Annotated in this window: 22 protein-coding genes; 7 read left to right on the forward strand and 15 right to left on the reverse strand. The window is 44.5% G+C overall.

Annotated features, from left to right (window positions below; translation table 11 throughout):
• Positions 1-5 precede the first annotated feature (5 nt).
• Genes P0M11_RS03515 through mraZ form a run of 8 tightly spaced genes read right to left on the reverse strand, consistent with a single transcriptional unit; the run spans position 6 to position 9,165 of the window.
• Positions 6-1,241, reverse strand: coding sequence for an FtsW/RodA/SpoVE family cell cycle protein (locus tag P0M11_RS03515; protein WP_275624480.1), 1,236 nt, complete (start codon positions 1,239-1,241; stop codon positions 6-8).
• A 24-nt stretch (positions 1,242-1,265) separates the two neighbouring features.
• On the reverse strand, positions 1,266-2,603 hold the full coding sequence (gene murD, locus P0M11_RS03520; RefSeq protein WP_275624481.1) for a UDP-N-acetylmuramoyl-L-alanine--D-glutamate ligase: 1,338 nt from the start codon (positions 2,601-2,603) through the stop codon (positions 1,266-1,268).
• Between the two features lie 48 nt (positions 2,604-2,651).
• Positions 2,652-3,893, reverse strand: coding sequence for a phospho-N-acetylmuramoyl-pentapeptide-transferase (gene mraY / locus P0M11_RS03525; protein WP_275624482.1), 1,242 nt, complete (start codon positions 3,891-3,893; stop codon positions 2,652-2,654).
• A 31-nt stretch (positions 3,894-3,924) separates the two neighbouring features.
• A complete protein-coding gene (locus P0M11_RS03530) occupies positions 3,925-5,385 on the reverse strand; it encodes a UDP-N-acetylmuramoyl-L-alanyl-D-glutamate--2,6-diaminopimelate ligase (protein ID WP_275624483.1) in 1,461 nt (486 codons plus the stop codon).
• Between the two features lie 40 nt (positions 5,386-5,425).
• A complete protein-coding gene (locus tag P0M11_RS03535; RefSeq protein ID WP_158065152.1) occupies positions 5,426-7,414 on the reverse strand; it encodes a penicillin-binding transpeptidase domain-containing protein in 1,989 nt (662 codons plus the stop codon).
• Positions 7,398-7,763, reverse strand: a complete 366-nt coding sequence (locus P0M11_RS03540) for an FtsL-like putative cell division protein (RefSeq protein ID WP_158065153.1) — start codon at positions 7,761-7,763, stop codon at positions 7,398-7,400. The genes P0M11_RS03535 and P0M11_RS03540 overlap by 17 nt, the downstream gene beginning before the upstream one ends.
• Before the next feature lie 23 nt (positions 7,764-7,786).
• Positions 7,787-8,680, reverse strand: a complete 894-nt coding sequence (gene rsmH / locus P0M11_RS03545) for a 16S rRNA (cytosine(1402)-N(4))-methyltransferase RsmH (RefSeq protein ID WP_275624484.1) — start codon at positions 8,678-8,680, stop codon at positions 7,787-7,789.
• Between the two features lie 17 nt (positions 8,681-8,697).
• Positions 8,698-9,165 (reverse strand): division/cell wall cluster transcriptional repressor MraZ, encoded by a 468-nt coding sequence (gene mraZ, locus P0M11_RS03550; RefSeq protein WP_275624485.1) that lies wholly within the window; start codon positions 9,163-9,165, stop codon positions 8,698-8,700.
• 260 nt (positions 9,166-9,425) lie between these two features.
• Between mraZ and P0M11_RS03555 the strand changes: the two genes are divergently transcribed.
• Genes P0M11_RS03555 through P0M11_RS03565 form a run of 3 tightly spaced genes read left to right on the forward strand, consistent with a single transcriptional unit; the run spans position 9,426 to position 11,303 of the window.
• A complete protein-coding gene (locus P0M11_RS03555) occupies positions 9,426-10,187 on the forward strand; it encodes an alpha/beta hydrolase (protein ID WP_275624486.1) in 762 nt (253 codons plus the stop codon).
• A 50-nt stretch (positions 10,188-10,237) separates the two neighbouring features.
• Entirely contained in the window at positions 10,238-10,861 is a 624-nt protein-coding gene (gene yihA, locus P0M11_RS03560; RefSeq protein ID WP_275624487.1) for a ribosome biogenesis GTP-binding protein YihA/YsxC, read from the forward strand.
• The gene (locus P0M11_RS03565) at positions 10,854-11,303 is read left to right on the forward strand and encodes a GNAT family N-acetyltransferase (RefSeq protein WP_275624488.1); all 450 of its coding nucleotides are present in this window, start codon (positions 10,854-10,856) and stop codon (positions 11,301-11,303) included. Before yihA ends, P0M11_RS03565 begins: the two co-directional genes overlap by 8 nt.
• Before the next feature lie 47 nt (positions 11,304-11,350).
• On the opposite strand, the gene msrA is transcribed toward P0M11_RS03565, so the two are convergent.
• The 5 genes from msrA to P0M11_RS03590 form a co-directional block, all read right to left on the reverse strand.
• Complete coding sequence (gene msrA / locus P0M11_RS03570; protein WP_275624489.1) at positions 11,351-12,004, reverse strand: peptide-methionine (S)-S-oxide reductase MsrA; 654 nt, start codon at positions 12,002-12,004, stop codon at positions 11,351-11,353.
• Positions 12,005-12,013: 9 nt separating this feature from the next.
• Positions 12,014-12,985, reverse strand: a complete 972-nt coding sequence (locus P0M11_RS03575; protein ID WP_275624490.1) for an ROK family protein — start codon at positions 12,983-12,985, stop codon at positions 12,014-12,016.
• A 104-nt stretch (positions 12,986-13,089) separates the two neighbouring features.
• Positions 13,090-16,161: a preprotein translocase subunit SecA gene (gene secA / locus P0M11_RS03580; RefSeq protein ID WP_275624491.1), complete on the reverse strand. Its 3,072-nt coding sequence runs from the start codon at positions 16,159-16,161 to the stop codon at positions 13,090-13,092.
• 108 nt (positions 16,162-16,269) lie between these two features.
• On the reverse strand, positions 16,270-16,491 hold the full coding sequence (locus tag P0M11_RS03585) for a DUF2795 domain-containing protein (protein ID WP_158065162.1): 222 nt from the start codon (positions 16,489-16,491) through the stop codon (positions 16,270-16,272).
• A gap of 157 nt (positions 16,492-16,648) precedes the next feature.
• Positions 16,649-17,671, reverse strand: a complete 1,023-nt coding sequence (locus P0M11_RS03590) for a GDP-mannose 4,6-dehydratase (protein ID WP_275624492.1) — start codon at positions 17,669-17,671, stop codon at positions 16,649-16,651.
• Positions 17,672-17,752: 81 nt separating this feature from the next.
• Here P0M11_RS03590 and P0M11_RS03595 point away from each other — a divergent pair, with 81 nt between their 5' ends.
• Positions 17,753-18,553 carry a DUF2797 domain-containing protein gene (locus tag P0M11_RS03595; RefSeq protein WP_275624493.1) on the forward strand — a complete coding sequence of 267 codons (801 nt, stop codon included), beginning with the start codon at positions 17,753-17,755 and terminating at the stop codon, positions 18,551-18,553.
• A gap of 89 nt (positions 18,554-18,642) precedes the next feature.
• Positions 18,643-21,297, forward strand: a complete 2,655-nt coding sequence (locus P0M11_RS03600) for a hypothetical protein (RefSeq protein WP_275624494.1) — start codon at positions 18,643-18,645, stop codon at positions 21,295-21,297.
• A gap of 2 nt (positions 21,298-21,299) precedes the next feature.
• Here P0M11_RS03600 and P0M11_RS03605 read toward each other — a convergent pair whose 3' ends face one another.
• Together P0M11_RS03605 and uvrB are read right to left on the reverse strand one after the other, a co-directional pair.
• Positions 21,300-21,662, reverse strand: coding sequence for a hypothetical protein (locus P0M11_RS03605; RefSeq protein WP_275624495.1), 363 nt, complete (start codon positions 21,660-21,662; stop codon positions 21,300-21,302).
• 73 nt (positions 21,663-21,735) lie between these two features.
• Positions 21,736-23,733, reverse strand: coding sequence for an excinuclease ABC subunit UvrB (uvrB, locus tag P0M11_RS03610; protein ID WP_275624496.1), 1,998 nt, complete (start codon positions 23,731-23,733; stop codon positions 21,736-21,738).
• A 115-nt stretch (positions 23,734-23,848) separates the two neighbouring features.
• On the opposite strand from uvrB, the gene P0M11_RS03615 reads away from it, so the two are divergent.
• Together P0M11_RS03615 and P0M11_RS03620 are read left to right on the forward strand one after the other, a co-directional pair.
• Positions 23,849-25,081 (forward strand): PQQ-dependent sugar dehydrogenase, encoded by a 1,233-nt coding sequence (locus P0M11_RS03615; protein WP_275624497.1) that lies wholly within the window; start codon positions 23,849-23,851, stop codon positions 25,079-25,081.
• 33 nt (positions 25,082-25,114) lie between these two features.
• The gene (locus P0M11_RS03620) at positions 25,115-25,651 is read left to right on the forward strand and encodes a DUF6646 family protein (RefSeq protein ID WP_158065168.1); all 537 of its coding nucleotides are present in this window, start codon (positions 25,115-25,117) and stop codon (positions 25,649-25,651) included.
• The last annotated feature ends 47 nt before the right edge of the window (positions 25,652-25,698 follow it).

A 25,698-nucleotide genomic window follows, 5' to 3' on the forward strand; every position in this document is an offset into this window, starting at 1 on the left:
TAGACTTACGCAATGTCATTAATTTCTTCAATACTCTGTTTCTTGCCCATCCCTTCCTCATCAAAAACCTGTATCCTGGAGCTTACATTAAGTACCAACCCGAGCTGTATATAAGTTACCAGCATGGAAGTACCTCCATAACTGATGAGAGGCAAGGGCTGTCCTGTTACCGGAATAATATTCACCGCTACGGCAATGTTTACAGCAAGCTGTACAAATATCATGATGCCCATGGCCAGTACAAGCAGAGAGCCGAAAAATGCGGGCATCTTACTTGCGATCATTACAATCCTGATGATGATGATCAGATACAGCGCAATGAGGAATGCGGCGCCAAAAAATCCATATTCTTCTACAATAATGGCAAAGATGAAATCTGAGGCCGACTGTGGAAGCATCTGCTTCAGTGCGCTTTTACCGGGACCCATCCCTGTGATGCCACCGTGAACGATAGCTGCCTTGGCCTGCATGACCTGATAGTTTTTGGCCTTATCACTTTCATCTTCAACCTGGGCTCCCTGCTTAGAGTTCAGGAAAACTTCCACGCGGCTCATCCAGGTATGTACCCTGTTGCCACCAATAAGGTTGGTGTTAAGAGCCACCATGATGAAAAGTGTGATTGCAAGTATTGAGGTGCCGATGAATCCGGCGATGTACTTCCAGTTGAGCTGACCAATAATAAGAACGGCAACCGACACGATAAGTATCATCAGTGCCGTAGACCCGTTGTCTTTGCCCACCAGGAGGAGTACGAGAAGGATGGAGCCAAAAATGTAAAATATATTCTCTATGGGCAGCCTGTCCCGCTTAATTTTTTTTGTGAGATAGCGGCACAGGTAGATGATCAGCATAAGATAAGCGAAAGAAGAAGGCTGGAAGGAAACCGGGGTACCAGGTATCTTGATCCACCGCGCGGCACTGGCTCCTTCTATGGTTTGCCCCGTAAACATCGTAAATACCAGCAGTGCAATGGTTACCAGCAGAAGCCCACTGCTTAACTTGCCTATGACCTCATACTTAATCATACCCACCATACGCATGATTACGAGACCAATGATCACAAAGAACATATGCTTTATGACGTGACCTGTAGTAGTCCCGTTGTTTACGATATATTCCAGGTTGGAACTGGCTGAATATACCGGGAAAATGGAAAAGACAGAAATCACAATGATGGCCATCCAAAGGACTTTATCGCCCTTCAGAAACTCCTTACTGCTTTCTGCTTTTAATTCGTTCATGACTTATCTTTTTTTTAATGCTGACTAAACAGCCAGTTTCTGCAATACCTCTTTCTTAAACTGATTGCCACGGTCTTCGTAGCTTTTGAAAAGATCAAAACTTGCACAGCACGGAGACAAAAGAACCGTGTCCCCTTTCTGCGCAACTATCCTGCTTATTTTTATAGCCTCTTCCATACTGGACGTATCGTAAATAAGTTCCTTTTTGTCCCGGAAGAAGCTGATGATTTTTTCGTTATCAAGACCGAGGCAAATGATGGCTTTAACTTTTCTTTTCACCAGCTCTTCAATTTCGGTGTAGTCGTTACCTTTGTCCACTCCGCCCACAATCCATACTGTCGGTCCTTTCATACTTTCCAGGGCGTAATATGCAGCATTTACATTAGTTGCTTTACTGTCATTGATGTATTTTACACCTTCGGCTTCTGTAATCAGTTCAAGTCTGTGCTCTACCGCCTGAAAAGTCATCAGCGAGTTTCTGATGCTTTCACTGGTGATATTCAGTATCTTACCGGCCAGTGAGGCCGCCAGGCTGTTGGCGATATTGTGTTGACCGATAAGGGACAGTTCATCTACTTTCATGGAAAAGTGATCCTGCATCTTTACATAGATCTTATCTTCATCCGCGTAAGCTCCCTCCTTAAGTTTTTCCTTAAGGGAAAAAGGCAGTTTCTTTGCTTTAATTTCAAGCCTCTCCAGCAGGTTCAGGCTCATTTCATCATCACGGTTATAGATGAAGAAGTTGTCATTTTCCTGATTTTCGGCGATCCGGAACTTTGCAAGCGCGTACTCTTCGTAGTTATAATTATACTGGTCCAGGTGGTCCTGGCTCAGATTCAGCAGCAATGAGATATAAGGTCTGAAGTTCTGGATATCGTCCAGCTGGAAAGAGCTAACCTCCAGAACATAATATTCATGGTTTTCGTCGGCCACCTGTTTGGCGAAACTCTTACCGATATTACCACCCAAACCGACATTCATATTATCGTTTTTCAGTATATGGTAAATAAGCGACGTTGTAGTAGTTTTGCCGTTACTGCCTGTAACCGCGATAATCTTGGCACTGGTAAATTCTGCTGCGAATTCAATTTCTGAAGAGAGTCTGATGCCTTTCTCATTAATTTTGACAATCAGATCTGCTTTTTTAGGGATCCCGGGTGATTTTATAATCCAGTCAGCATTTAAGATCCTTTCTTCATCATGATTTCCTTCTTCAAACTCAATATTGTTTTCTGTAAGTATGGCTTTATACTCATCCTTGATGACGCCTTTGTCCGACAGGAAAACATCCAGCCCCTTTTTCATGGCCAGATATGCTGCTCCTACGCCACTTTCGCCGCCGCCTAAAACAACTATTTTCATTTCTGCTTTATTAATCATCTTATAGTGTAACCGGACCAACCGGTATTATTATCTTACTTTAAGCGTAATCAGGCAGATAATCGCCAGCATTACCCCAATAATGATCATTCTGTTTACAATTTTGCTTTCGTGATAACCGCTTTTCTGATAATGATGGTGCAGCGGTGACATCTTGAAAAACCTGTTATTCTGGGCATACTCCAGTCCGAATTTCCGTTTTCTGTATTTAAATACAGCTACCTGAAGCATCACGGAAATATTTTCGACCAGGAAAATGCCGCAAAGAACCGGGATAAGCAGTTCCTTACGTAAAATAATAGCCAGAACGGCAATTACACCGCCCAGCATCAAACTGCCTGTATCACCCATAAAAACCTGCGCCGGATAAGTATTGTACCAAAAGAAACCGATAACCGCACCTACGAGTGCCACAGTGAAGATGGTGGTTTCTCCCATATTGGGCAGGAACATAATGTTGAGATAATCGGCGAAAATAATATTTCCTGACACATAGGCCAGAAAGGCGAGAGTAAGGAGTATGACCACACTGGTACCCGCCGCCAGACCGTCTATTCCGTCTGTGATATTGGCTCCGTTGGAAACCGCTGTCACGATAAAGATGACTAAAGGGATAAATACAGCCCAGGCCCATTCCTGCTGACCTTGCTCATCCATCCAGAAAAGTATTTTGCTGTAATCAAACTCATTGTTCTTAAAGAAAGGCACGGTAGAGACTGTCGATTTTTCAGTGGGCATAAAATTACTTTCCACATTATTGCGGTTCACCACCGTGGCATCAGCATACTTTCGCTTTACCGTAACATCCGAATGGAAGTACATGGTTACACCTACGATTAAACCTAAACCAACCTGACCGATCACCTTGAAACGGCCTGAAAGCCCGTCTTTATTCTTCTTGATTTTCTTCAGATAGTCATCTATAAATCCGATGGCGCCCATCCATACCACAGATACGATAAGCAAAGCGATATATACATTCAGAATCTTTGTGAAGAGCAGCACGGGAATCAGGGTCGCAATTATTATTATCAGCCCACCCATGGTCGGCGTACCTTCTTTCTGCTTCTGACCTTCCAGCCCAAGATCGCGTACCAGTTCGCCCATCTGCCTGCTGCGCAGGTAATTGATGATCCTTTTACCATATACCAGTGCAATAAGCAGTGAAAACAGTACTGCCAGCGCTGCCCTGAAGGAAATATAGCGGAACAGATTAAGTCCCGGAATGTGGATTCCTTTCGCAGTGAAATATTCGTACAGGTAGTATAGCATTTTAACTTGTTAAATTAGTAGGTATCATCTTCTATTTGGACATCTGCTTCCACAGTTGGTCTATGACTTCGCGGTCGTCAAAGTGGTGCCGTACACCATTGATTTCCTGGTAAGTTTCGTGGCCTTTGCCGGCAACGAGAACAATATCTTTCGGCTCTGCAAATTTTATAGCCATTTTGATGGCTTCCTTTCTGTCTGGGATCACGGTATATTTACCATAATACTGAGGCTCAATTCCGGCTTCAATTTCCCTGATGATCGCTTCCGGATTCTCCGTACGCGGATTATCGGAGGTAAGTATAGCCAATGTGGATTTACGTGCTGCCAGCTTACCCATCAACGGTCTCTTTTCACGGTCGCGGTCTCCGCCGCAGCCAAAAACGGTAATCAGCCTTTCATTTTTTGTGCGGATTTCGTTAATGCTGTCCAGCAGATTCTCCAGTGCGTCAGGGGTGTGCGCATAATCTACAACAAAGAAAATCCCACCGCCGGACTTTATAATCTCGAAGCGGCCGTTTACCCGGTTCAGTTGAGACATAGCTGTCAGCACCTCATCTTCAGTACATCCCAACTCTACTGCAACAGCAAATGCCAGCAGCAGATTATAGACGTTGAACCTACCGGTAAGTGTAGTCCAGAATTCCTTGCCGTTAAAGTGAAGCATCATACCGTTAAAATCTGCTTCCAGCATGCGCCCGTGATAGTCGGCTATAGTCTTTACAGCGTAGGCTTTCTGCTTGGCGGACGTATTCTGCATCATCACCCTTCCATTCCTGTCGTCCAGGTTTGTAATTGCTGTGGCATCCGGATTCAGGTTGTCAAAGAAACTTTTCTTTGTGCGCAGGTATTCATCAAAAGTATTGTGATAATCCAGATGATCATGTGTGATATTCGTAAATCCGGCAACACTGAAACTTAAACCATCTGTGCGGCGCTGATGAATACCATGTGAACTGACTTCCATGAAAGCATAAGTGCAGCCTTCCGCCACAGCTTCTGCCAATATTCTGTTAAGGGTAAGTACATCGGGTGTGGTATGTGTAGAAGGCATCACGCGGTCGGCGATCCTGTATTCTACAGTAGAAATTAACGCACACTTGTGATCCAGCTTCGTGAAAAGGTCAAACAAAAGCGTACAGACTGATGTTTTGCCGTTGGTTCCTGTAATTCCTACAAGTTTCAGCTTTTCTGAAGGATTCCCATACCAGTTTGAAGCAATAGCTCCCAAAGCTACAGCGGTATCTTTTACCCGTATATAGGTGACCTCCGAACGCATCTGCTCCGGAAACAGGTCGCAAACCACAACAGCTGCACCTTTTTCTATAGCCGCACCAATAAACTGATGCCCATCTGCAGACACACCTTTCAGTGCCACATAGAGCGATCCCTCCGTGGCCAGGCGGCTGTCCGAAAACACTCCGGAAACTTCACGGTTTATGTCGCCGGAAATTTCAAGTGTTGGGATTCTGTTTATTAATAACTTTAAATTCATGAGCTATATGCCTGCCTGGGGCTCTATTTATATTCTTATTTTATTGCAGAGTGAGGTACACTTTCTGATTTTTTCCGATAATGGCACCCACTTCCGGGAACTGTTCCCTAACTTTTCCCACACCTTTATAATCAACCCTGTATCCGGCATTTTCAAGCTGTGGAATAACATTCTTGCCTATTAAACCTACAAGGGCAGGCATCCTGCCGTCTGTAAAATTCACCTTGACATTCCTGGCAGTCATTTTGGAAAGATCAACCTTACGGTCCACCAGCATGGCCTGTTCAATATTTTGAGGTGTTTTGAGAAAAGTCTTCCCGGCAATTTCTTTAAATACGGGAGCCGAAACCACTCCGCCGTAGAACCCTTTGGAATTATCAGGCTGGTCTACCATCACATAGCAGGTATACTTAGGATTGTCGGCAGGGTAAAAACCTGCAAAAGAGGCTCTGTATTTCATAGGTCCGGGCAACCAGTATTCAAATCTGGCTGTTCCGGTTTTTCCGGCCATTTTAAGATTTGGCGTAAAGATGCTTCTGGCTGTACCTTTTTCAACAGCCTTAGTAAGCGCACTGGTCATCATTGAGATCGCTTCCGGAGAGGCCATTTTTTTTACCATAACCTCCGGTTTTGCTTCGTATACCACTTTTCCGTCCTTCATTATTCTGTCGATGAAAAGGGGCTTCAGCATGGTTCCTTTATTGGCAATGCCATTATAAAAAGTAGAAAGCTGCAGCAGGTTGAAGTTCGTGGAATATCCATAAGATATAGAAGCCAGTGTGGCTGCATTCCACCTTTTATGTTCAGGGGTTACTATGGATGGTTTGGTAACGCCCGGCAGTTCAATATCCATTTTATCAAACATCTTCCACCTCTTCAGATGATTCAGGAAGATCTGGGGATTGTCTGCGTAATGCTGTGTAATGAGTTTTGCTGTTCCTACGTTGCTGGATTTTGCCAGAACATCACTTATTTCGTAGGTACCGCCACCATGCCCGTCGGAAATACGCTGTCCGGCATAGGTCCAAACCCCACTGCCCACGTTCACTGTGGATTTTTCGGTGATGAAACCATCGTCCATTGCGGCCAGCAGAGATACGGTCTTGAAAGTAGAGCCGGGTTCAATTCCGTCTTTCAGAATATAATTATAGGAATCTACATAAATACCCGGTTCCGTACGTGTGAGGTTCACCATAGCACGCACCTTACCTGTAGCCACTTCCATTACGAGAACACTGCCGTGATGAGCGTCAAACTTAATAAGCTGCTTCTCCAGCGCTGAATGCGCTATATCCTGAATGCGGAGATCAAGCGTGGTAAAGACATCGTGCCCGTCTACAGGTTCAATGGCTTTCCAGAAATCAATAGGCTTCCACTGACTGGAGTTGACGCGCTGTTCCAGCCTGGTGCCGTCGGTACCGGACAGATATTTGGAAAAAGCGGCCTCCAGTCCGGATTTGTACTGCCCGTTATCCATTCCAATCGTTCCGGCACCAATTTCGGTGGTAGCCAGCTCACGTTTGAATTTCCGGTCTACAATAAATCCGCCTCGGTTTTTGCCACGGTTAAAAATCGGAAATTTACGGATACGGTCGTATTCATCGAAATCAAGACCTTTTACAAGCGCATAATATTGGTTTTTTTTCCGGCGCTGCTCATCAAAACGCTGACGGTAAATATTTCGGGGCTTGCCGAACATTACATTAAGAGAGTCTGTAAGCGCACCTATATTATTGCTGTATACGCTGTCGCGGATAACCTTAAAGTCAATGTAGATATCGTATCGCATTACGGTGGTGGCAAGTATGGAACCGTCTGCAGCGTACAGGTTGCCGCGCGCAGCTTTCAATTTGGCCTCTCTGTAATTTTTACTGATGTAATCTTCCTTAATAGCCTCTACATTTGTATTCTGCAAAATCAGGATGCGTATCAGGAAAAGGACAAAAACAAGAAATGCCACCAATGCAAAAAGGTAGCCCCATCGTAACGTTTTACGTCTTTTTCTGTCAAAATCACTCTGCTTTTGCATAGCTACTGTCCAGTTTTATCAATAATTTGTGAGGGTGGCTTTCCAGCGGCAAAAGTGAATCCTGGATCATTTCTTTACCCAGCTGGGATTCCATTTTCACTTTTATCAGCCGACTTTGGGCATAGGCATTCCTCGATTTATATTCCTCCGTCTGCTCCTTCAGTTCGTTTACAATTTCAATTTTCTGGTTCACAAGGTGATTACTGTAAATCATTATCATCATCAGCACAAACAACAAAAGGAAATACCGGTAATGAATCTTGATTTCATCACGGTTCAGGAAGTTTCCCTTTATCAGGTCAATAAAGGTCAGTTTCTTCTGAGGCTTATATGCTGTTTTCTTTGCCAATACTATTTATACCTGAGTTTGATTCAAAGCTTAATTCCGGTTCTCATCTTTGCACTTCTCGCACGCGAGTTCGTTTCTATTTCAGTACCGTCGGGAACGGTGGCTTTGCTTTTCAGCAATTCAAAAGTTTTACTGTAATTGCCGTAAATATCGCGGGCAGGCTCACCTTCAAACATCCCATTTTTCAGAAAACGCTTTACCAGCCGGTCTTCCAGAGAATGATATGAGATTACAACCAAGCGTCCACCTGGTTTCAATACCGAATAGGCCTGCTGCAGCATATCTTTCAGCACTTCCAGCTCCTGGTTAACCTCAATCCGCACTGCCTGAAACAGCTGGGCAAAAAATTTATTCTGCTTAAACTGAGGGATATAACTGAAGACCTTTTTCAGATCTTCGGTAGTTTCAATTCTTTTTATTTTCCTGTTATGAACGATCTCGCGGGCCAACCGGCGGGCCTCCCGCAGTTCACCATAATGATAAAAAATATCGGCAAGATGCTCTTCCTCGTAATCGTTTATCACCGCACGGGCATCCAGCTGCTGCAGGACATTCATTCTCATGTCCAAAGGCGCATCACTTCGTGTGGAAAACCCCCTCTCGGCGGCATCAAACTGATGAGACGAGACTCCCAAATCTGCCAGCACGCCATCCACCTGCGTTATTCCGTAAAGCAGCAAAGAATTTTCCAGATATCGGAAATTCTGATTAACCAAGGTAAAGCGGTCGTCCTCAATACTATTCTTCAGCGCATCCAGATCCTGGTCAAAGCTGAAAAGCCTGCCCTGAGGCGAAAGCCTGCTCAGGATTTCCCTGGAGTGGCCGCCACCACCGAAAGTACAGTCCACATAAATGCCGTCTGGACTGGTGACCAAATCATCTACGCTCTGCTTAAGAAGGACGGGATTATGATACATTGATTAAAATTCTGTTGTTAAATTTCTTCGTCGAAACTGATATCGCCCATCACATCTTCCGCAAGTGTTGCGAAATCAGCTTCTGTGGTGACAATCACTTTCTCGTAGGCCTCTTTGTCCCATATTTCGAACAGTTCGCCGGCACTCGTAATCACTACGTCTTTGGTAAGACCGGCAAAAAGAGTAAGATCTCTTGAAATCTGCAGTCTGCCTGCAGTATCGGGTTCCACCGTCTTTAATCCGGCCGTAAAACTCCGGATAAAATCAGCGTTTTTTTTCTGAAAACGGTTCAGACGGTTTATCTTCACCATCAGTTTCTCCCAGGCCTTCATAGGATACACTTCCAGGCATGGCTGGAACACGGAACGCTTCACCACAAAAGCATCTCCTCCAAAGTCCTCCATCTGCTTCGCGAGCGATGCAGGTAACTTCAGACGGCCTTTGTCGTCAATTTTACATTCGTATGTTCCGATGAAACTCTTCATTTGGGACAAAATTATATATTTATTTCCAAAAATTCCCACTTTCTACCACTTTTTACCTTATTGTTTATAACTTTTGAAAGTGCTGTAATGTAAACGGAAGTATCTGTAATAAAAGCAGTTGGAAAATCCTTGCGAATTACCTTTAAAATTCAGGGACCTAAGCTGCCGATTTCAGAATAAAAGATTATTTTTATAAAATGTTATGAACTATTCGGCACCACCGTTGTATTTCGTAATTTTGCAGATACTGAACAAAATCTATGATTTTTAAAACGAAAAAGAAGAAAAAATTTACCTTTATTCAGGAGGGCGAGGGCAAGCCTATAGTGCTCCTGCAGGGACTGATGGGTGGCCTGAGCAATTTTACGCTGCTTATTGATTTTTTCTCAAAACGTGGTTACAGGGTTTATTTTCCTAACTTACCTATATACGATTTGCCAATTTTAAACACCAACCTTTCCAGTCTGGCCAAATACGTCGCCAAATTTATCGAAGAGGAAGTGGGCGAACCGGCAATTGTCATAGGTAATTCCATGGGAGGCCATGTAGGCCTTATCCTTACCCTCGCCCGTCCGGATCTTGTGCGCTATTTAGTGCTGACCGGAAGTTCGGGTTTGTATGAACGCTCCTTTGGAGACAGTTTTCCGCGTAAAAATGACCGCGACTATATCCGAAAAAAAGCTGAAGAAGTCTTTTATGATCCTTCAGTAGCTACTGAAGATTTAGTGGATGAGGTATTTTCCGTAGTGAACGACCGCAGCAAAGGCATTAAGACCGTGATGCTTGCCCGCAGCGCCATCAAACACAATATGGAACCGGAACTGCACAAAATTACCACACCTACCTGCATTATCTGGGGCAAACAGGACAACGTAACGCCGCCGGAAGTGGCCATAGAAATGGACAGGCTGATACCCGACTCCGACCTTTTCTGGATTGATAAATGTGGCCATGCCGCAATGATGGAGAAACCGGAATCCTTTAATGAAATCCTTTATGACTGGCTGAAGAGCAGGGAGTAAGGAAAAATATATGGAAGTGATCAACTTCCATTTTTTTTTAAATTTTAAATATGATTATTAAAACCGTTGAGTTTGTAAAGAGCTCACAAAAATGGCAGGACTGCCCCGAACCCACTTTGCCCGAGTATGCCTTCATAGGACGCTCCAATGTGGGAAAGTCGTCACTGATAAATGCGCTGATGAATCATAAGGACCTGGCCAAGACTTCGCAAACGCCCGGGAAAACGCAGCTGATTAACCATTTTATAGTGAACGAAGAATGGTTCCTGACCGACTTGCCCGGCTACGGTTACGCCCGCGTTTCCAAAGTGATGCGTAAGGATTTTGAAAAACTCAATACCAATTATATCCTGAACCGCAAAAACCTCGTTAACCTATATGTGCTTGTAGATGTTCGCCATACGCCTCAGCAGATCGACCTGGAATTTATGGAATGGTGCGGCGAAAGTGGTGTGCCTTTTTCAATTGTCTTTACAAAAGCTGACAAACTCCGGCCTAATGCAGCACTGAAAAACGTGGAGGATTACAAGGCCAAACTGCTTGAGTCCTGGGAGGAACTTCCGCCCATCTTCATCACTTCGGCAGAGAAAAAAGAAGGTTGTGCAGAACTGCTGAAAAACATTTCAAAGACCAACGACTATCTTAAGAAAAATAAAATCAGGTTTGATGGATGATATCATCTGGACGGTAAAATCATTTGATGAACTGACAGCCTCCGAACTTTATACAATTATCAAAGCACGGGTAGACGTGTTTGTGGTGGAACAGGAATGCCCCTATCCTGACCTGGATGGCTACGACCAGCAGGCTTTACATCTTTGGGCAGTGAAGAGGGGCGAAATTGCTGCCTACTGCCGGATCTTTGCACCGGCCGTCAAATATCCAGATGCTTCCATTGGAAGAGTCCTTACCACACAAAACTACCGCAAGATGAAACTGGGCAAAGTTCTGATGAACTTTGCCATCAGCACAATTGAGGCGCGCTACCGAACATCTACCATCCGGATTTCAGCTCAGGATTATCTTCTGAAGTTTTATGGCGACCTTGGTTTCGAAGATACCGGCAGGAAATACTTGGAAGACAATATTCCGCACACTGAAATGGTAAAACGGTAAAATGGTCCCAAAAAAATGGCGAAGAAATTAACTTCGCCATTTTTTTATTATTGAGCCTCCGCTTCCAGCCAACCTTTTTCTCCAAAATACTTTTTGAATTTCTGGATCTTGGGTCCCACAACTGCTGAGCAGTAGGGCTGATTAGGATTCTGATTGTAATAGCCTTGGTGGTAACTCTCGGCGGTCCAGAATTTCTCCAGCGGTGCAAGTTCGGTCACATATTTACCATTCCATTTTCCTGAACTTTCCGAAAGTTTGATGGCAGCCTGAGCTTTGGCTTTTTCCGCCTCATCCTTATAGAAGATTACCGAGCGGTACTGTGTGCCTACGTCATTTCCCTGACGGTTAAGCTGAGTGGGATCGTGAAGGAAAAAAAACACTTCCATGAGCTGTTCGTATGAAATAACTGTAGGATCGTAATTGATCTGTACCACTTCTGCATGCCCGGTTTCGCCGGTAGAGACTTCTTCATAAGTCGGATGGTCCTTATGACCGCCGGCATATCCGGAAACTGCAGATTCTACACCATTCAGCATATTAAAGCAGCTTTCTACACACCAGAAACATCCGCCTCCAAAAACAAGTTGCTCCATTTTTCTGTTACTATCCATTTTCTTGGTTTTATTATTAACGGTTTTATCTTCCTGCCCGCTGCAGGAAATTACGATTAAACTGATTACAAAGAGCAGTAATTTTTTCATGACTGTAAATTATCCTTTAGTCCACACTAATGCACTGGCTCCAAGTATAGCAGCATCTGCTTCGCTAAGTTCACTGAGTACAAGTTTCACCTTATTACGGAACACGGGCAGAAGATTCTGTTCCATATGTTCTTTTGCAGGCTTCAGTATAAAATCGCCGGCTTTAATAACGCCGCCGAACAAAAGTATGGCCTCCGGAGATGAAAACATTACAAAATTTGCAAATGCTTCGCCCAGCTTCTGACCTGTGTAGCGGAACACTTCTATGGCAGTAGCATCGCCTTTTAAGGCACAATCATAGACCGTTTTAGCATTAATATCTTCTTCTGAGTATTCATTGAGCAATGAAGTCTGAAATTCGGCACGCATTTTTTTTGCGGTGATGGTGATTCCGGTTGCTGAAGCATATGCCTCCAGACTGCCATCCAAACCTGTACTCCAGTGGCGCCGGCCGCCCGGCTTTACTATGGTGTGGCCTAACTCACCGGCAAATCCATCGTGACCGTAAACCAACTTTCCGCCAGAGATTATACCGCCGCCTACACCGGTTCCGAGAGTGATCATGATAAAGTCTCTCATTCCGCGTGCTGCTCCGTACATCATCTCGCCAAGGGCCGCCGCATTAGCGTCATTTGTCATGGTGCACGGCTTTCCAAATTTACGGCTCATAAGTTCAGCAAAAGGAATGATACCTTTCCAATTCAGGTTAGGCGGATGCTCAATTGTACCTTTATAGTAATTGGCGTTAGGAGCCCCTACACCAATTCCCTCAACCATTATCATTCCGCCGTTTTGCTGAATCAGCGGTTCCAGGTGATGGTAAAGTTCATCAATAAAGCTTTCAACCTCGGCATGGACGTCAGTTTTCATACTACCTTTTGCCAATATTTCACCACGGTGATTTATCAGTCCAAATTTGGTATTAGTCCCTCCGATATCTATTCCTATGGCCATACGCCCTGACAAGTCTGTTAATGCCATATGTTTGAATTGGAATCTAAAATTAGTAAAAATTAAAGCAAACATCGGGCAAATAAAGAGCGGCGGAAAAATTTTCCGCCGCCATATATCAGATTTCTGTACTCTTACTGAGGAATTTCACCTTTAAACAGGAAGGAAATTGTTTCCCTGTTTACCCTGTCTACCATTTCGCTGAAAAGGTAGAAGGATTCCTGTTTGTAAATTACAAGCGGGTCTTTCTGCTCATAGACAGCTCCCTGTGAGGAACGGCGCAAGTCGTCCATTTCACGAAGGTGCAGTTTCCAGTTCTCGTCGATAAGAGAAAGGGTAATGTTTTTCTCAAAATCATCCACCAAACTCTGACATTTGGTATCGTAAGCTTTCTGAAGGTCGGTCACGATTGTCATCGTCTTAATTCCGTCGGAGAACGGCACCTGTATCATCTTAAACATACTGCCCTGATTAACGTACACATTTTCGATAATCGGGAAAGACTTCTCCTTCATGAGTTCCAGTCTTTTTGAATAATCTTCCTCAGCGGCACGGTATACTGCTTCAGTAAGGTCGGCCACGGACTTGTTTTTGAAATCATTCTCAGATATAGGAGACTCCATTGTAAAGTTTTTGATCATCTCAAATTCAAAAACCTTGTAATCTCCGTCAGCTTTTGTTTTTGAAACAATGGAATGGGACACGTCGTAGATCATATTTGAGATGTCATACTTCAGGTGATCTCCAAACAGCGCATTCTTTCTTCTTTTGTAGATGACATCGCGCTGCTTATTCATAACGTCGTCATATTCCAGAAGTCTTTTACGGATACCGAAGTTGTTTTCCTCCACCTTTTTCTGAGCTCTTTCAATAGACTTGGTGATCATGGAATGCTGTATTACCTCTCCTTCTTTATGGCCCATACGGTCCATCATCTTGGCAATTTTCTCTGAACCGAAAAGACGCATAAGGTTGTCTTCCAGGGACACATAGAACTGTGAGCTACCCGGGTCTCCCTGACGTCCGGCACGACCGCGAAGCTGTCTGTCCACCCTTCTGGAGTCGTGTCTTTCTGTACCAATAATGGCCAGACCACCAGCTTCCTTCACGCCTTCACGCAGTTTAATGTCGGTACCCCTACCTGCCATGTTGGTGGCAATGGTCACCTGACCCGGACGGCCGGCTTCAGCTACAATCTCGGCTTCTTTCTTGTGAAGCTTCGCATTCAGTACCTGGTGCGGGATTTTTCTTAGCTGCATCGCCTTGGAAAGCAATTGTGAAATCTCAACGGAAGTGGTTCCCACCAGTACCGGACGTCCGGCAGCGGTAAGCCTTTCAATTTCCTCGATTACAGCATTGTATTTTTCGCGGTTGGTTTTGAAAACCAAATCCTGTCTGTCGTCCCTGATAATAGGTCTGTTGGTAGGAATTACCACTACATCCAGTTTATAGATCTGCCAAAGTTCACCAGCTTCCGTTTCAGCTGTACCGGTCATACCCGCAAGCTTGTTGTACATACGGAAGTAGTTCTGAAGCGTGATGGTGGCAAAAGTTTGTGTAGCGGCTTCGATTTTTACGTTTTCCTTAGCTTCAATAGCCTGGTGAAGACCATCGGAGTATCTTCGGCCATCCATAATACGGCCTGTCTGCTCATCCACGATCTTTACTTCACCGTCGATAACTACATATTCATCGTCTTTTTCAAAAAGAGTGTAAGCCTTAAGCAACTGGTTCATCGTATGAACGCGCTCTGACTTTACGGCAAAATCGCGGAAAAGCTCTTCTCTGGCTGCAAACTCCTCGTCTTTAGACAGGTTTTTCGCTTCCAGTTCAGCAATTTCTGTGGCAATGTCCTGAAGTACGAAAAAGTCTTTATCGTCGTTACCCTGGGACATGTATTCCACGCCTTTGTCGGTAAGGTCTATCTGGTTATTCTTTTCATCAATTACGAAATACAGGTCTTTATCCACGATGGGCATATCGCGGTTGTTATCCTGCATATACTGGCCCTCCACCTTTTGAAGAAGGGCTCTGTTACCACTTTCGGAAAGAAACTTAATTAACTGACGGTTCTTTGGAAGACCACGGTAGGCCTGCAGCAGTTTGAATCCTCCTTCTTTGGTATTTCCGGCTGCGATGAGCTTCTTGGCTTCGTTAAAGATCTGTGAAACAGTTTGCTTCTGCACAGCCACGATCCTGTCCACGGAAGGTTTCAAAACGTCATATTCCTGACGGTCACCCTGAGGAACCGGTCCGGAAATGATAAGCGGGGTTCTGGCATCATCAACAAGAACTGAATCCACCTCATCTACAATCGCGAAATTAAGTTCACCCTGAACAAGTTCGTCCGGGGATGTTACCATATTATCTCTCAGGTAGTCGAAACCGAACTCATTGTTAGTACCGTAGGTGATATTGGAGTTGTACGCTTTCCGGCGACCTTCCGAATTTGGCTGGTGATTGTCTATACAGTCTATTGAAAGCTGATGGAATTGGTAAAGTGGTCCCATCCACGCGGAGTCACGCTTCGCAAGATAGTCGTTTACGGTAACTACATGCACCCCACGTCCGGGAAGTGCGTTCAGATAGATTGGCAGGGTACCCACGAGGGTCTTACCTTCACCTGTAGCCATCTCGGCAATTTTACCGCTGTGCAGTACAACACCACCAATGAACTGGGTATCATAATGAACCATATCCCAAACCACCTCGGTACCATGTGCATTCCAGCTTTTTTTCCATACTGCCTCCTCACCCTGGATTTCAACAAAATCCTTGTTTGCAGCCAATTGTCTGTCCCAATCGGTAGCGGTTACACGGATTTCGCCATTCTGTGCCCAGCGGCGGGCCGTTTCTTTGATGAGTGCGAATGCTTCGGGAAGGATTTCATCCAAAACCTTTTCCTCAGCAGCATACGCCTCTTTATTTAATGTATCTACCTTTGCAAATAGGGCTTCTTTTTCATCAATATTAGAACTGTTTTTTATCTGTTCCCGGGTGGCCTCTATCTGAGAAGTGATGTGAGCTGCGGCAGCCTTAATTTTTTCTCTGAACTCGGCAGTCTTATTACGTAAGCCATCGTCGCTAAGCTGCTGAATATCACCTTCTGCTGCTTTAATTTTTCCTACTACTTTTTTAACTTCCTTAAGATCGGTAACATTTTTGTCTCCCAGAAAGCCTTTAAGAACTTTGTTTAAAAAACTCATATTGATTGATTTCTGCCCATCCAATGGATCGGGCCACTAATAATAATTAATTTAACACAAATCCAAAAATAAAACGGATGCACCGTAATGCATCCGATTAACGGATTTTTAGTATTCGTCTTCGTTCCAAAGGAAGTCGTCATCTGTCGGATAGTCGCTCCAGACTTCTTCAATGGATTCATAAATTTCACCTTCGTCTTCAATGGCCTGAAGATTTTCCACAACTTCCATGGGAGCTCCGGTCCTGATGGCATAATCAATTAATTCCGCCTTCGTCATAGGCCAGGGAGCATCACTTAAAAAAGAAGCTAATTCTAGTGTCCAGTACATATCTTTTGTTGTATATTAAATTTTTGCAAAAGTAAAAAAATAGATGTGAAAAATAATCTTTTCCTATCTGATTTCCAATTAATTTGATTTTTATTTGGCAGCAGTTAAACAACCCTGCTTAATTGCTCAACTTGCGCACTCCCGCAGGCAACCGCACTCATTTTCTCAAAAACCATTCCACAAACTTTTTTATGCCATTGCGGAAATCTGTAGCCGGTTTGTATCCCAGCATCTCTTTTGCTTTTGTTATATCTGCATAAGTTTGGGGAACATCGCCCGGCTGATGGGGAAGCTCCTTTTTAAGGGCTTTTTTATCCAGAAAATCTTCTACCGTACCCAGCATTTCATTCAGATTGATGACTTGGCTTTCACCAAGGTTAACAATTTCGTAAACACCTTGATGCTTCTGAAGAAATTCGGCAGCTTTCAGAATTCCTGACACAATGTCGTCTATATAAGTATAATCCCGGGCAGTGCTGCCATCGCCATAAAAGGGAACCTCCCTACCCTCTGAAATAAGCCTGGTAAACTTATGTATGGCCAAATCAGGTCGCTGCCGCGGACCATAGACGGTGAAAAATCGCAGCTGGATCATGTCTATTTTATAGAGATGATGGTAAACATGTCCCAGTATTTCGCCGCATCTTTTTGTCGCGGCATAAGGCGACACAGGCCGGTCCACAGGGTCGTTTTCGGAAAAAGGAACCTTCTCATTACTGCCGTAAACACTGGAAGACGAAGCGCAGACAAACTTATGTACATCAAGCTCGCGGCAAAGCTCCCAAATATTCATAGTGCCGCGGATATTTACTTCTTCATAATCCAACGGCCGTTCTATGGAAGGTCTTACGCCCGCCAGTGCGGCCAGGTGTATGACAAAATCCGGTTTTTGCGTACGGAAAACTTCAGCCAAAGCTTCTTTATTGCGAATATCCAAATACCAAAGGCTGTATCTGTCTGAAGACGTATACTTTATTGCGCGCGCAATATCCTTTTCTCTGCTTTCAAAGGTAAATGGCAATTTTTTACCGGTGCTGGTAAATGTGTTGCTGATTTTAATTCTGTAATCATAGAAATCATCAAAGTTGTCAATATTTATGACAGAATGTCCCAAATTTAAAAGCTGCTCTATAAGGTGTGATCCTATAAAGCCGCTGCCGCCCGTTACGAGGTATTTCATCTGCTGCTGTTTACTTTCACAAAGCTATTAATTTTAGACGGTCAAATCTTTATTCCGTAATTTTACATCAAATATTAAAAAATGCAGTTCTCCGGACAGATTTTAAAGATGTGCACTCAAAACGGTAAGCCCATTCAGTACTACATGACTTTGGGTTCAGATCTTATTATGATAAACCAGCTGATTGGTAAGAAACTTTCAATCCGGCACACAGGCTATCAGTGTGTCTGCTGTGACCGCGATGAGAAACTTTACCGGATGGGATACTGCAAAAAATGTTTTTTCGAAAGCCCGTACGCGAGTGACACGATTATACGCCCGGAACTTTCAACCGCACATCTGGGAATTGGCGAGCGGGATCTGGAGGTGGAAAAATCGATACAGCTGCGTCCGCATATCGTATATCTGGCCTATACGGGCGATGTGAAAGTGGGTGTAACGCGAGAAAGTCAGATTCCGACAAGATGGATTGACCAGGGTGCCACTTTCGCCCTACCCATTGCAAGGACAGAAAACCGATACGAGGCGGGTATGATAGAGGTGGCCCTTAAAGAACATCTGTCTGATAAGACGAACTGGCGAAAAATGCTGGAAGATGATTTTGAAGGCGACCTGGACCTGAAAGATTTCCGGGACAAAATACGCGGATACTTCCCTGCAGATTTTCAGAATTTTTACTCGATGGAGCATGAGATGGAAAGACTGGACTATCCGTATGAAGCTCCGGAGAAGATCACCTCTGTTACGCTGGAGAAAAATCCCGAGTTCAGCGGTACACTTACCGGCATTAAAGGTCAGTATCTCTCTTTTGAGGGCGGATTTTTCATTAATGTTCGTGCGCATGAAGGCTATGTGATCAACCTGGATGTAAGTCACTTATAAAGGCGCATAAATAATGTAAGATAAAAGGTGCAGGGTATAAGGCAGCGCGGATGTCATAAGCTAATTTTGCCTCACAACGCAGAAACCTTGTGAAAAAAATTACCATCCGCAAATTCCTCACCGTATTCGGAATATTGGCCGGCATCCTTGTGCTGGCTCACATTGGCATTAATCTGTGGATCAAGTATAAACTGCCGGATTATATAAAGAATAATTCGGAGTATAAAATTTCCTATAAGTCTCTGGAGGTCGCAGTCGTGACGGGTAATATAACAGCCACTGGAATATCTGTAAACACCAAAAATCCTCAAAACCTGAATGTCATAGGATTGACTGGTACTATGGACAGGCTTGAAGTAAGCAGATTGGGGATTTATGATGCACTGTTTAACAAACAGATCAATACCTCCGACCTGCTGATGGTTAATCCTGACCTGAATGTCGTGCTTGCAAAACCTGTTGATGACAGAACAGGAAAAAAACGCAGCCCTTTTGTCTTTAACAATATAAAAATTCAAAATGGCAACATCAGGCTTTTCAGGCACACAAAACAGAAGTTTGTAGAGGTGCAGGACCTAAAACTCAGTGTGGAGAACCTTCAGATGACAGAAGAATCGGTAGAATCCAGACTGCCGGTAGTTTTTGACAGTTACGACATCAGCGGAAAAAATTTCTATTTCCGGCCGGATGACGTATACGGTTTAACTGCCGATCAAATAACCACTGAAAACGGCCTGATGAATATCCGCAATTTTAAAGTGACACTACTTATGGCTCCTGCGGAAGCTTTTCAGAAAAACTCTGCCAAAAGCGCCCTCTTTGATTTTAAAGCGCGCGAAATGGACTTTAAGGATGTCCTTTTGGTAAAGAACAAAATTTCACTTTCTAACTTTGCCATATCCAATCCGGAGCTTAAGGTATATACCTCTACTGCTCCAGAAAAAAGCAAGAAGAAGTTTAACTACGAATTGAATCTTGAAGATATTTCCCTAAATAATGCACGGGTAGAAATTCTTAAAGCAGACGGCAGCAAAATTTTCAATGCCCAAAATATGGACATCAACATCCATAAGTTTCTAATGGATGAAGAAACATCAAAAGGCAACATCCCGTTTTCCTATGAGAAATTTAACGTGGTGGGAAAAAATATAGGTTACACAGCAGGCACGCATCAAATCGCCGCCTCTCATGTTTCCATTTTGCCGGAAAAAGCGGAGTTACGCAATATTAAAGTTAGGTCCGGGGCCACAAACGGAAACACACAGGCCAACCTCAGCATAGGGCATATTGCGGTAGCAATGGATTACTGGGAATATCAAAACAGCAAACTTAAGCTGAATGCTGAAAGTGCACTGATCCATGATTTACGCGGAAACCTGGTAACCAATCCGGCGAAAGCTGGCAAAAAAGCGGATTACGAGTGGATCTCATTTCCGCTGACGCTGAAAAAACTGCAGGTGCGAAGCCCGGAACTTGAAGTAACCACGGAGGGCAAAAAGACCTCTTACACCAACCTTAACCTGAAAGCGCAAAACGTAGTAATGAATGCTGAAACAGCTAAGGAAGCAGTTCCTTTTAAAGCAGGGAATTACAGTTTGACCGTAAGCAGTTTTTCGCGCCGGCTGAACGAATTCTATAGCCTCAGTACGGGGCTGCTGAAAATTAATCCTAAAAGTTTGTCCGTGAATAATTTTGCCATGAATCCACTTGTTACCCGGGCTCAGTTTATCAGGATGATACCGACGGAGAAGGACCTTTACGACCTGACTGCTCAGCAGATTACGGCTACCGGTAACTGGAGCCTCACCACTGCCAACAAACATCTGTTTGCGGATAACGTAACCATCAACAGGGCAAACGCCAATATCTTCCGCAGCAAGATCCCCAATGATGACCCAAGCAGGAAACCTATGTACACAGAGCTTCTGCGCAGGATTAAATTTCCATTGGTGGTAAAAAATCTCGATGTCACAAATTCGGTACTGGAATATGAGGAAGACACAAAAAAAAGCGAAGGACCCGGCAAACTCACCTTCGCCAACTTTAATGCTAATGTGCGCAATCTGAACTCCGCAAAGTTGAAGGGAAAGTCCAAAAAAATTCCGATCACCGTAAAATGTAGGTTTATGAATGCATCGCCAATGAATGTTCGGTGGGATATGGATACAGGCGCACCCAACGATGCTTTCAGTATTTCGGGAAATATTTCGGACTTACCTGCCCCAAGAATCAATGCGTTCATTGAACCTTACCTGAAGGCCCGTGCGACCGGGACCATCCAGGATCTCAGTTTCAACTTCCGCGGTAATGCTTCAGGACTTAACGGTACTTTGAATATGAAGCATCAGAAACTGCAGGTGGCTCTTTTGAAGGAAACCGGTGAAAAGAAGAAACTGCTGTCGGCTGTGGTCAATGTATTTGTAAAATCTAACTCGGGAGCCTTTCCTGCTTCGGTTGTGGTAGACAATGTGAAGCGCGACCCTTCCAAATCGTTCTTCAACCTGTTTTGGCAGGGGATTCAGGAAGGACTCAAAAAGACGCTGATTGGCGCTAATGTGGAAAATACTGAAAAAACAGTGCGCAATACGATAAAAGACACTAAAGTTACCGCGGAACAAACAAAAACCTCGGTTAAAACCAAGGTTGAAAATGTAGGGGAAAAAATAAAGGACAACGAGGAAAAACCTGCCAAAAAAGAAGGCTTGCTGAAGCGGCTCTTTAAAAAGAAAGAGCCCGGCAATTAGATTCAGCCATCCGTCCGGTCTGCTTCAAAATCATATTCGTCCTGCTCCTCAATGGGGATATCGCGGATAAAACTGTCGAACATGTCGCCCGGATAATTACTGTCGGCCCCGTAAGAATCAATGATCATCCCGCGATGACCGTCTGAATCTTCAGCTACATAAAGTACTTCATTATCCTCAGGATTACTGAAGCCTTCAAAACGGTAGGATTTCAGGATCTTAAGGTCACCGGGCTGATAGACTTTTTCCGAACTGCTGAGTTTCATTTCACCGGCTTCGTTCATGCGGAATTCCTGTGTTACTCCTTTCTGCATCAGTTTGTGCATCACTTGGCTCATGGTGAGCATAGGTCTTGGGGTTTCCATAATTTATTTGTATTTGATCTACTCAAAAATACGAAACTGTGGTGGGCCGGTGTTATAGAATTTGGCCAATATTTTAAACACCGGCCCTGAGCGCGGCTATCTCATCGCGGAGCTTGGCTGCTTTAATAAAATCCAGGTTCCGGGCTGCAACCTCCATCGCTTTCTGTTTTTCACCTATCAGTATTTCAACATTTTCAGAACCGTATGCCAGGCGCTCCTCGGCAACCTGCTTCATAATTGTTTTCTGCGTGTATTTTTCGTCGGGGAAATCTTTGGCGCGACCCACAAGAGCCTCCGATATTTTCTTATTGATCTGTACCGGCACGAGATTATTAGCGGCATTATATGCCATCTGTTTTTCGCGGCGGTAGTTGGTTTCGTCTATAGCTGCCTGCATACTTTTGGTAATCTTGTCCGCATACATAATGGCCTTACCATTGATATTACGGGCAGCCCGCCCAATGGTTTGGATCATGGACCTTCTCGATCTCAGCATACCCTCTTTATCGGCATCCAGTATGGCCACCAGAGAAACTTCCGGCAAGTCCAGACCTTCCCGCAGCAGGTTCACACCAATCAGCACATCGAAGAGGCCCGTTCGCAAATCCTGCATAATCTGAATACGCTCCAGCGTTTCCACATCAGAGTGGATATAGCGGCAGCGAATACCGAATTTGGTAAAATACTTCGTAAGTTCCTCCGCCATCTTCTTGGTCAGTGTGGTTACCAATACGCGTTCATCAATTTCAGCCCTCATCTGGATCTCTTCAATCAAATCGTCAATCTGGTTTATGGTGGGCCGGATATCAATCACCGGATCCAGAAGACCAGTGGGACGTATAATCTGCTCCACATACTGGCCGCCGGTTTTCTCAAGCTCATAGTCCGCGGGTGTCGCAGAAACGTAAATGACCTGATTCTGCATCGCCTCAAATTCCTCAAATTTCAGCGGACGGTTGTCCATCGCTGCGGGCAAACGGAACCCATAATCTACAAGCGCTTCCTTACGGCTTCTGTCACCACCGTACATCGCATGCACCTGCGGTATGGTTACGTGACTTTCATCAATTACCATCAGAAAATCTTTGGGAAAATAATCCAGCAAACAGAAGGGCCGGGAACCGGGCAGTCTTCCGTCCAGATATCTGGAGTAGTTCTCTATGCCGGAACAGTAACCCAATTCCTTTATCATCTCCAGATCGAGCTCGGTCCTTTCCTGTAGACGTTTGGCCTCGAGCGGCTTCTCAATGCTTTCGAAGAAATCCACCTGTTTCACAAGATCGTCCTGGATGGCACGTACGGCACCTACCATTGTTTCCTTACTGGTTACAAACATGTTAGCCGGGTAAATGTTGATTTCATCAAATACAGAAATAGTGTTTCCCGAAACCGGATCAAATGAAACAATTTTCTCTATCTGGTCTCCAAAAAACTCAATCCTGATGGCGTTATCCGCATAAGCCGGATAAACATCTACCACATCACCTTTCACACGGAATGTTCCACGCTGAAATTCGTTCAGTGTTCTGGAATACAGGGCGCTCACCAGCGAATGCAGGAGACTTGTACGCGTCATTTTTTCACCCATTTTAAGGGAAACAAGCGACTTATGGAATTCCGAAGGATTACCTATACCGTAAATACACGACACAGAGGCCACAATCAGCACATCTCTCCTGCCGGAAAGCAAACTCGCTGTAGCAGAAAGCCGCAGTTTCTCCACTTCTTCGTTAATGGAAAGATCTTTTTCGATATAAGTATTTGATGAAGCAATGAAGGCTTCAGGCTGATAATAATCGTAATAGGAAACAAAATATTCCACAGCATTATCAGGGAAAAATTCCTTGAATTCCATGAATAGCTGGGCAGCCAGGGTTTTGTTGTGCGCCAGTACCAGCGTGGGACGCTGTACATTATTTACAAGGTTGGCAACCGTAAAGGTTTTACCCGAACCCGTAACTCCCAGGAGGGTCTGATATTTTTCACCGGCAACAACTCCCTGTGTCAACTGTGCTATTGCATCAGGCTGATCACCAGACGGTTGAAACTCGGACTGAAGTTTAAATTTCATAAGTCAAAAGTACAAAAAACATGAGTGGTATTTCAGGAAATTAATTTTGATACATCGGCCTTAAATCATATAAACCTAAATTGTGCAGTAAGCGTATTTTTGTAAAAATAACATTATGCGGACAACCTTCATCCTTATTACTGTTGCAGCGTCATGCTTAGCAGTTTCCTGCCAAAACGGTACCAAAAGCCAGACCAGTACCGGTTCTGAAACAACAGCATCACCTGATACCAGGAACCCTGAACGCGGTTCCCGAAACACCGATATCGCTCCGGCCTTCAGCGGGCAGACCCGCGTAGCCGGAGTCAGCACCTCTACACCCTTCAGCGTTGATGTCATTGCCAAAGGCTTGGGAAAACCCTGGGGAATTATAAATTATCCCGGCGGCAGGTTCCTCGTAACGGACAAATCCGGATACATGAGCATCGTTTCAGCTGATGGCAGCACTGTTTCCAAAATAACAGGATTTCCGAAGGTAGACACTGACGGGCAGGGCGGCCTGTTGGATGTAGCTCTGGATCCTGATTTCGCGAATAACCGGATGCTGTACTGGACTTATTCTGAGCCGGTAAGCGGGGGAAATCATACGGCTGTTGCCAAAGGCAAACTTTCGGCGGATGAAAAAACAATCGAAAATGTATCAGTAATTTTCCGCGCGACACCCACATATGATGGCGACAAGCATTTTGGCAGTCGCCTGGTTTTTGCCAAAGACGGCAACCTTTTCCTAAGTACGGGTGAGCGTTCGGATATGGAAACAAGACCGTTGGCACAGGACCAACAGGCTTACTACGGTAAAATCATTAAAATCAATAAAGACGGTAAGGCAGATGCAGCCAACCCTAAAATAAGCGGCTGGAAACCGGAAATTTACAGCACCGGTCACCGTAATCCGCAAGGCATAGCATTACATCCTCTAACGGGTGAACTTTGGGTGGCCGAAATGGGACCTAAAGGGGGTGATGAAGTAAACAGAATTACCCCTGGTAAAAATTACGGCTGGCCTACCATTACTTATGGCGAAGAGTATAGCGGTATGACTATTGGTGAGGGGATAGGACAAAAAGAAGGTCTGGAGCAGCCGGTCTATTTCTGGGATCCTTCGGTGTCTCCAAGTGGTATTGACTTTTACACAGGTACAATACCGGAATGGAAAAACAATATGATGGTAGGCTGCCTGAGCGGTAAAAAAATTATCCGTTTGGTAATTGAGAACAATAAGGTAACAGGAGAAGAATGGCTACTGGGAGACCAGAATGAACGTTTCCGGGATGTACTTAATGGTGCGGACGGAAATCTTTATGCCGTAACAGACAGTGGCAAACTGTATAGAGTGGCCAAAAAATAATAAGAAGTATCTTTGCCGAAGAAAAAATAAATTATGAAAAAGTTAATATTAACAGTGGCAGTAGCAGCTTTCGGGTTTGCAGGTGCACAAAGTGACAATGATGCTTTCCGCGGTCCGGGTGACCTGCGTGTAAATGTAGGCGCCAATTTCCAGGCAGGCGGTACTGGAATAGCTGCCATGCTGGATTATGGTTTGGGCGAAAGTTTTTCCGTGGGCGCACAGGCTGGCTACCTGCTGGGTGTTGAAGAAAATCTGCTGGACGGAGACGTGAAGGCAGAACACCGTTTTGATGCCAAAGCCAGAGTTAGCGCACACCTTGGCGATGTATTGGGTTTGCCACAAAATTTTGACATTTATCCAGGTCTGAACCTTGGTCTTAAGAATTTCGGAGGTCATGCCGGCGTCAGATATTTCTTCGACAAAGGATTCGGTGTATTTGCGGAAACACAGTTCCCGATTGCAAAATACAATACCGAAGGAACCGGATACAGAAGACTTAACAACCAGTTTGCCTTCCTGATCGGAGCCTCTTTCGACCTTGGCAGAAGTGCCAGACCAGTTGGTGAATAACAAAACTTTATAAAAGACTAAACCGGAAAATTATATTTTCCGGTTTT

The organism is Kaistella sp. PBT33-4, from assembly GCF_029194425.1.
Taxonomy (GTDB): domain Bacteria; phylum Bacteroidota; class Bacteroidia; order Flavobacteriales; family Weeksellaceae; genus Marnyiella.

Bases quoted from the DNA above. Each gene is read 5' to 3' on its own strand.
- P0M11_RS03515 (WP_275624480.1), bottom strand. From the start codon at position 1,241: ATGAACGAATTAAAAGCAGAAAGCAGTAAGGAGTTTCTGAAGGGCGAT.
- murD (WP_275624481.1), bottom strand. From the start codon at position 2,603: ATGAAAATAGTTGTTTTAGGCGGCGGCGAAAGTGGCGTAGGAGCAGCA.
- mraY (WP_275624482.1), bottom strand. From the start codon at position 3,893: ATGCTATACTACCTGTACGAATATTTCACTGCGAAAGGAATCCACATT.
- P0M11_RS03530 (WP_275624483.1), bottom strand. From the start codon at position 5,385: ATGAATTTAAAGTTATTAATAAACAGAATCCCAACACTTGAAATTTCC.
- P0M11_RS03535 (WP_158065152.1), bottom strand. From the start codon at position 7,414: ATGCAAAAGCAGAGTGATTTTGACAGAAAAAGACGTAAAACGTTACGA.
- rsmH (WP_275624484.1), bottom strand. From the start codon at position 8,680: ATGTATCATAATCCCGTCCTTCTTAAGCAGAGCGTAGATGATTTGGTC.
- mraZ (WP_275624485.1), bottom strand. From the start codon at position 9,165: ATGAAGAGTTTCATCGGAACATACGAATGTAAAATTGACGACAAAGGC.
- P0M11_RS03555 (WP_275624486.1), top strand. From the start codon at position 9,426: ATGATTTTTAAAACGAAAAAGAAGAAAAAATTTACCTTTATTCAGGAG.
- yihA (WP_275624487.1), top strand. From the start codon at position 10,238: ATGATTATTAAAACCGTTGAGTTTGTAAAGAGCTCACAAAAATGGCAG.
- P0M11_RS03565 (WP_275624488.1), top strand. From the start codon at position 10,854: ATGGATGATATCATCTGGACGGTAAAATCATTTGATGAACTGACAGCC.
- msrA (WP_275624489.1), bottom strand. From the start codon at position 12,004: ATGAAAAAATTACTGCTCTTTGTAATCAGTTTAATCGTAATTTCCTGC.
- P0M11_RS03575 (WP_275624490.1), bottom strand. From the start codon at position 12,985: ATGGCATTAACAGACTTGTCAGGGCGTATGGCCATAGGAATAGATATC.
- secA (WP_275624491.1), bottom strand. From the start codon at position 16,161: ATGAGTTTTTTAAACAAAGTTCTTAAAGGCTTTCTGGGAGACAAAAAT.
- P0M11_RS03585 (WP_158065162.1), bottom strand. From the start codon at position 16,491: ATGTACTGGACACTAGAATTAGCTTCTTTTTTAAGTGATGCTCCCTGG.
- P0M11_RS03590 (WP_275624492.1), bottom strand. From the start codon at position 17,671: ATGAAATACCTCGTAACGGGCGGCAGCGGCTTTATAGGATCACACCTT.
- P0M11_RS03595 (WP_275624493.1), top strand. From the start codon at position 17,753: ATGCAGTTCTCCGGACAGATTTTAAAGATGTGCACTCAAAACGGTAAG.
- P0M11_RS03605 (WP_275624495.1), bottom strand. From the start codon at position 21,662: ATGGAAACCCCAAGACCTATGCTCACCATGAGCCAAGTGATGCACAAA.
- uvrB (WP_275624496.1), bottom strand. From the start codon at position 23,733: ATGAAATTTAAACTTCAGTCCGAGTTTCAACCGTCTGGTGATCAGCCT.
- P0M11_RS03615 (WP_275624497.1), top strand. From the start codon at position 23,849: ATGCGGACAACCTTCATCCTTATTACTGTTGCAGCGTCATGCTTAGCA.
- P0M11_RS03620 (WP_158065168.1), top strand. From the start codon at position 25,115: ATGAAAAAGTTAATATTAACAGTGGCAGTAGCAGCTTTCGGGTTTGCA.